Below are 6,006 nucleotides of genomic sequence, written 5' to 3'. Positions count from 1 at the left end.
CCGTGCGCGCGGACGGCCTGCGACAGCGCGGGCAGCGGGGCCGCGTCGCCGTCCACCGAGAACACCGAGTCGGTGACCACCAGCGCCCGCCGCTGCGCCCGCCCGGCGAGCACCTCGGCCACGGCCGCCGGGTCGCTGTGCGGGGCCCGGTGGACGTCGGCGCGGGAGAGCCGGCAGCCGTCGATGAGGGAGGCGTGGTTGTAGGCGTCGGAGACGATCAGGGTGTCCGGGTCGGTGAGCGCGGTCAGCGCCGCGAGGTTGGCCGTGTACCCGGAGGAGAACACCAGCGCGGCCTCCACCCCGCAGAACTCGGCCAGCTCCTCCTCCAGTTCGCTGTGCAGCGCCGTCGTCCCGGTCACCAGCCGCGACCCCGTCGAGCCCCCGCCCCACCGCAGCGCCGCGTCCGCCGCCGCCCGGGCGACCACCGGATGCCTGGTCAGCCCCAGGTAGTCGTTCCCCGCGAGGTCCAGCACCGCGTCGTCCGCCCCCCGACTGCGCAACGTCCGCGTCAGCCCGGCCTCCGCCCGCATCGCGGCCGTCTCGTCAAGCCAGTCGAAGACGTGCGCGGGGGCGGGAGCGGCGAGGACGGAGGGGCGCGGCTCGGCCGCGAGCGGATGGTTCATGCCCGGCACTCTGGCATGCCGCCGCGCGTCGGGCAATGTGCGGATCGGCACATATCGACGGGCTGATCCTGTCGCGATTTCCTCGGGTGATGTCGCCGGTCATCCGCTCCGGCGGCTGTTCGGGAGTGCTCCCGAACAGCCGCCGGAAGAGGCGGTCAGAGCGGCAGGCTCTGCCAGGGGTCGAAGGTGGTGGGGGTGGTGGCCGTGCGGAGGTACACCCGGCCGTCGGTGCCAATGGCGAAGAGGTGGAGGACGCCGGTGCCGTCGGTGAGGGCGGCCGGGTGGTCGAGGACGGTGCCGCCGAGGTCCTGCCAGGGGCCGTAGCCGCTGTCGGGGGCGGTCTGGGCGGTGGTGCTGACGCCGCCGGCGGCGTTGCGTTCGAACAGGACGACGCGGCCGGCGAGGGTGGCCGCGGCCGGTTCGCCGACGCCGCCGTGGCCGCCGAGGGGGGCCGGGGTCCGGCTCCACGGTCCGCCGGGCCGGGTCTGGTAGCTGACCAGCACCGCGCCGGTGCCGACCTCGCGGTAGGCGAGTTCGATGCGGCCGTCCTGGTCGAGGGCGGCCTTGGGCGGGCTGGCCGGGCGGGCGTCCGGGATCGGGTCGGGGCCGGTGAGGGCGCCGTTCGGGGTGCTCTGGTGCCAGCCGAGGACGGCGGTGCGGGTGGCGGCGAACACCTCGATCGCCCCGGCGCCGTTGCGGATCGCGGTGACCGGGTCCTGGAGGTCGGTGCCGCCGAAGTCCGTCCAGGTGCCCGTCCAGACCCCGCCCGGGGTGGTCTGCCGGATGCCGCTGAGGCCGCCGCCGCCGTTCTTGACGAAGAGTTCCAGCCGCCCGTCCAGGGAGTTGGCGACGGCGGGTACGCCGACCTGGTCCTCGTTGCCGAGCCCGGTGTTGGGGTTGCCGTGGTCGGCCCAGCTGTCCCACCAGCGGCCGTTGGGCACGGCCTGCGGCAGGGAGAGGAGGTGGTGGTCGGTGAGGCTGCGGGCGAAGACCTCCAGTCGGCCGTCGGCGTTGGTGCCGACGGCGATGCCGGGGGCGATCCGCCCGCCGGGGTCGGCCATCCGGAGCGGGCCGCCCCAGCTGCCGTCGGCCTGGCGCCAGTAGGTGTGGAGGGCGCCGGCCCGGACGACGAAGACCTGCGGGCGGCCGTCCTGGTTGAGCCCGGCCCAGGAGGTGCCGCGCGACCAGCGGTAGTACATCCGGGAGAACCAGAGGGCGGAGTAGTTCCCGTCGGAGTGGTCGTGGCCGGCGTACTCGGAGAAGTGGACGCCCTTGGCGCCGGCTGTCGCCGGGTCGAGGTTCACCGGGGCGTCGCCGATGTTGTAGTCCCGGTAGTTCACCTGGATCAGGTTGCCGCCGTAGAGGCCGGCGGCCTGGCCGGCGAACTTCGCGGCGGCGACGTGGTCGGAGTGGTCGCCGGAGTAGCGGCGGTCCGGGAGTTCGTCCTGGGCCCGGAGCACGGTCGGCCGGTAGGTCGCCATCAGCTGCCGCAGTACTTCGACGACGTCCGCGGCCGTGTAGGTCGACGGCCCGGACAGCGGGCTGTCCTTCGGGACGACGGTGGTGTCGGTGCCGCCGTTCAGCACGCCGCCGAGCCGGGCGTCGTGCAGGTTGAGGAAGACCAGGTGCACCGGCCGGCCCTTGAGGACGTACCGCTCGACCTGCTTGCCGGCGACCGTCCAGGCCTCGGCCGTCCAGTGGCCGACCTCGTCGGTGGCCGGGTCGGTGTCGCCGACCCCGGTCATCCGGGAGTAGGCGTTGACGGCGCCCATCTGCCGGTTCCAGGTGCGCAGCGGTTCGCCGGCGGTGTCCCAGCAGACGGTGGAGCACGGGTCGCCGGTCGCGTTCCCCGCGGTGACGAAGACGGTGACGGACGGCGTGCCGTCGGCGAGGGCGTTGGAGAGGTCCGGGTTCATGAAGAGGATGTCGTCGTCCTCGTGCGCGACGATCTGCATGAACAGCGGTCCGGAGCCGGTGGCCGCGGCTCCGGGTACGGGTACGGCTGCGGCTCCGGGTTCGGCCGCGGCCGCGCGGGTCGCCGTCGCCTTGGTCAGGACGGGTGCGGCGAGGGCGGTGAGCGCGACGGAGGCGAGGAGTTGTCGTCGTCCGATTGCCATGGGATCCCCCAATTCGAGATCGGGACGTGAGCATGCCAGAAGGAGGTTAACCCATCCCCGGGTCCACAATGTCGTGCTCCGCATTCCGTGAACGTGTCGTACTGGAAAGACAGTTGACGCACGCTCAAACGTCTTCGCCCACGTCCTTCCCGGTATCCTCGTTTCCGGACGAACCCGTTCCTCCGTCGGGCCGCGCACCCCGGCCGACCACGGCCTTTCCCCCGTTCCCGCCGGTTTCCCTCCGCTTTCCCGCCGGTCCGCCGCACGGTTTCCCACCGGCTTCCCACCGGTTTCCCCCTGGTCCACCGCGCGCTTTACCGCCGGTCCGCCGCGACGCCCCGGAGCGGGACGGACGCCCCGCCGCCGTCCCGCACCGCCTGATCGACGTCCGCGGAACCCCCTCCGGCCCTCCCCTCGCGGCACCGGGCTTTGCCCGGGGTGGCGGCGAGCAGGCAAGATAGCCGGGTGACCCTCCTTGATCTGATGCCGAAGCCCGCCACCCCCGACGCGCTGTACGAGACGTTCGCAGCCTGGTCGGAGGAGCGCGGGATCACGCTGTACCCGGCACAGGAGGAGGCGCTGATCGAGCTGGTGTCGGGGAACAACGTGATCCTCGCGACGCCGACCGGGTCGGGCAAGAGCCTGGTGGCGGCGGGGGCGCACTTCGCCGCGCTGGCGGAGGGGAAGCGGACCTTCTACACCGCGCCGATCAAGGCGCTGGTCTCGGAGAAGTTCTTCGACCTGGTGAAGATGTTCGGCACCGAACAGGTCGGCATGATGACCGGCGACGCGAGCGTGAACCCGACCGCGCCGATCATCTGCTGCACCGCCGAGGTGCTCGCCCAGATCGCGCTGCGCGACGGCACCCGGGCGGACATCGGCCAGGTGGTCATGGACGAGTTCCACTTCTACGCGGAGCCGGACCGCGGCTGGGCCTGGCAGATCCCGCTGCTGGAGCTGCCGCAGGCGCAGTTCCTGCTGATGTCCGCGACGCTCGGCGACGTCCGCCGCTTCGAGGAGGACCTGACCCGCCGCACCGGCCGGCCGACCACGGTGGTGCGCAACGCGACCCGCCCGGTGCCGCTGTTCTACGAGTACCGCCGCACCTCGATGCACGAGACCCTGGAGGAGCTGCTGCAGACCGGCCAGGCGCCGGTCTACGTCGTGCACTTCACCCAGAAGGAGGCGGTGGACCGGGCCCAGTCGCTGATGAGCATCAACATGTGCTCGAAGGCGGAGAAGGAGGCCATCGCCGACCTGATCGGCGGTTTCCGCTTCACCACCAAGTTCGGCCGCAACCTGTCCCGTTACGTGCGCCACGGCATCGGCGTGCACCACGCGGGCATGCTGCCGAAGTACCGCCGGCTGGTCGAACGCCTCGCCCAGGCGGGCCTGTTGAAGGTCATCTGCGGCACCGACACGCTCGGCGTCGGCGTCAATGTGCCGATCCGCACGGTGCTGTTCACCGCCCTGTCCAAGTACGACGGGCAGCGCGTGCGCATCCTGCGCGCCCGCGAGTTCCACCAGATCGCCGGCCGGGCCGGCCGGGCCGGCTTCGACACCGTCGGCCAGGTGGTGGCCCAGGCGCCGGAGCACGTGATCGAGAACGACAAGGCGATCGCCAAGGCCGGGGACGACCCGAAGAAGAAGCGCAAGGTCGTCCGGAAGAAGGCCCCGGAGGGCTTCGTCGGCTGGACCGAGGAGACCTTCGACAAGCTGATCGGCGCCGACCCGGAGCCGCTGGTCTCCCGGTTCAAGGTGAGCCACGCGATGCTGCTGTCGGTGATCGGCCGCCCGGGCAACGCCTTCGAGGCGATGCGCAAGCTGCTGACCGACAACCACGAGGACCGGGCCGCGCAGCGCCGGCACATCCGCACCGCGATCGCCATCTACCGCTCGCTGCTGGAGGGCGGCGTGGTGGAGCGGCTGCCGGAGCCGGACGCCGAGGGCCGGATCGTCCGCCTCACCCTGGACCTCCAGGAGAACTTCGCGCTCAACCAGCCGCTGTCCACCTTCGCGCTGGCCTCCTTCGAACTGCTCGACCCGACCTCGCCCTCGTACGCGATGGACGTCGTCTCCATCGTCGAGGCGACCCTGGACGACCCGCGCCAGATCCTCGCCGCGCAGCAGAACAAGGCGCGCGGCGAGGCCGTCGGCGAGATGAAGCGCGACGGCATCGAGTACGAGGAGCGGATGGAGCGGCTCCAGGAGATCACCTACCCGAAGCCGCTGGAGGAGCTCCTCACCCACGCCTACGAGGTGTACCGCCGGGCGCACCCGTGGATCGGCGACCACCAGCTCCAGCCGAAGTCGGTGGTCCGCGACCTGTACGAGCGGGCGATGACCTTCTCGGACTACGTCGGCTTCTACGAGCTGGCCCGCACCGAGGGCATCGTGCTGCGCTACCTGGCCGGCGCGTACAAGGCGCTGGAGCAGACCGTCCCCGAGGACGTGAAGACCGACGACCTCAAGGACGTCATCGCCTGGCTCGGCGAGCTGGTCCGCCAGGTCGACTCCAGCCTGCTGGACGAGTGGGAGCAGCTGGCCAACCCGACCGAGCCGCAGGCCGCCGAGGTGCGGCTGGACGACAAGCCGGCGCCGGTCACCGCCAACGCCCGCGCCTTCCGCGTCCTGGTGCGCAACGAGATGTTCCGCCGGGTCGAGCTGTGCGCGCTGGAGCACTACGAGGAGCTCGCCGACCTGGACGGCGAGTACGGCTGGGACGCGGACCGCTGGGCGGACGCCATGGACGGGTACTGGGAGGAGTACGACGACCTCGGCACCGGCCCGGACGCGCGCGGCCCGAAGATGCTGCTCATCGAGGAGGAGGACTCCTCCTGGCGGGTCCGGCAGATCTTCGACGACCCGGAGGGCGACCACGACTGGGGCATCAGCGCCGAGGTCGACCTGTACGGCTCGGACGAGGAGGGCCGCGCGGTGCTGCGGGTGACCTCGGTGGACCGGCTCGGCGGCTGAGCCGGCTGTACGTCGACGCCGGATGTACGTCGACGCCCCCGGAAGCTTCGGCTTCCGGGGGCGTCGTCACGTCAGAACGGGCCGCTGTCGCAGCCGGGGAGCGCCGTCACATCCAGGCGAACGGCGACCCCGCCGCGTAGGAGAGCGCCCGGGTGGCCTCGTCCAGGGTCTGCTCGGTGCTGGGCGCCGCGCCGGTGGCCGGCTGGCCGGGCGTGGTCGGCGCCCCGGTGCCGCTCGGGGCGGAGCCCGCCGGGCGGCCGTCGCCGGGCCGCGAGCTGGTGACGGTCACG

3 protein-coding genes and 1 pseudogene are annotated in these 6,006 nt (G+C 72.3%); 1 reads left to right on the top strand and 3 read right to left on the bottom strand.

The annotated features are described in order from the left end of the window. Nucleotides 1-623: aminotransferase class I/II-fold pyridoxal phosphate-dependent enzyme (locus AE652_RS29170; RefSeq protein ID WP_159028580.1), on the bottom strand; the 623-nt coding region annotated here is incomplete at its 3' end. A 155-nt stretch (nt 624-778) separates the two neighbouring features. After that, the gene (locus AE652_RS29165; protein WP_049656866.1) at nt 779-2,740 is read right to left on the bottom strand and encodes a PIG-L family deacetylase; all 1,962 of its coding nucleotides are present in this window, start codon (nt 2,738-2,740) and stop codon (nt 779-781) included. 483 nt (nt 2,741-3,223) lie between these two features. On the opposite strand from AE652_RS29165, the gene AE652_RS29160 reads away from it, so the two are divergent. After that, a complete protein-coding gene (locus AE652_RS29160) occupies nt 3,224-5,716 on the top strand; it encodes a DEAD/DEAH box helicase (protein ID WP_369808340.1) in 2,493 nt (830 codons plus the stop codon). A gap of 106 nt (nt 5,717-5,822) precedes the next feature. Here the strand turns inward: AE652_RS29160 and AE652_RS29155 are convergent. After that, nucleotides 5,823-6,006 (bottom strand): annotated as a pseudogene (locus AE652_RS29155) (hypothetical protein); the annotation flags it as partial.

It is taken from the genome of Kitasatospora sp. MY 5-36 (assembly GCF_001182915.1).
GTDB lineage: Bacteria > Actinomycetota > Actinomycetes > Streptomycetales > Streptomycetaceae > Kitasatospora.
This window is presented reverse-complemented; position numbering and strand designations above follow the sequence as displayed.

What these genes read in the sequence shown, in the direction of transcription:
- AE652_RS29165 (WP_049656866.1), bottom strand. Translation starts at nt 2,740, where the DNA reads ATGGCAATCGGACGACGACAACTCCTCGCCTCCGTCGCGCTCACCGCC.
- AE652_RS29160 (WP_369808340.1), top strand. Translation starts at nt 3,224, where the DNA reads ATGCCGAAGCCCGCCACCCCCGACGCGCTGTACGAGACGTTCGCAGCC.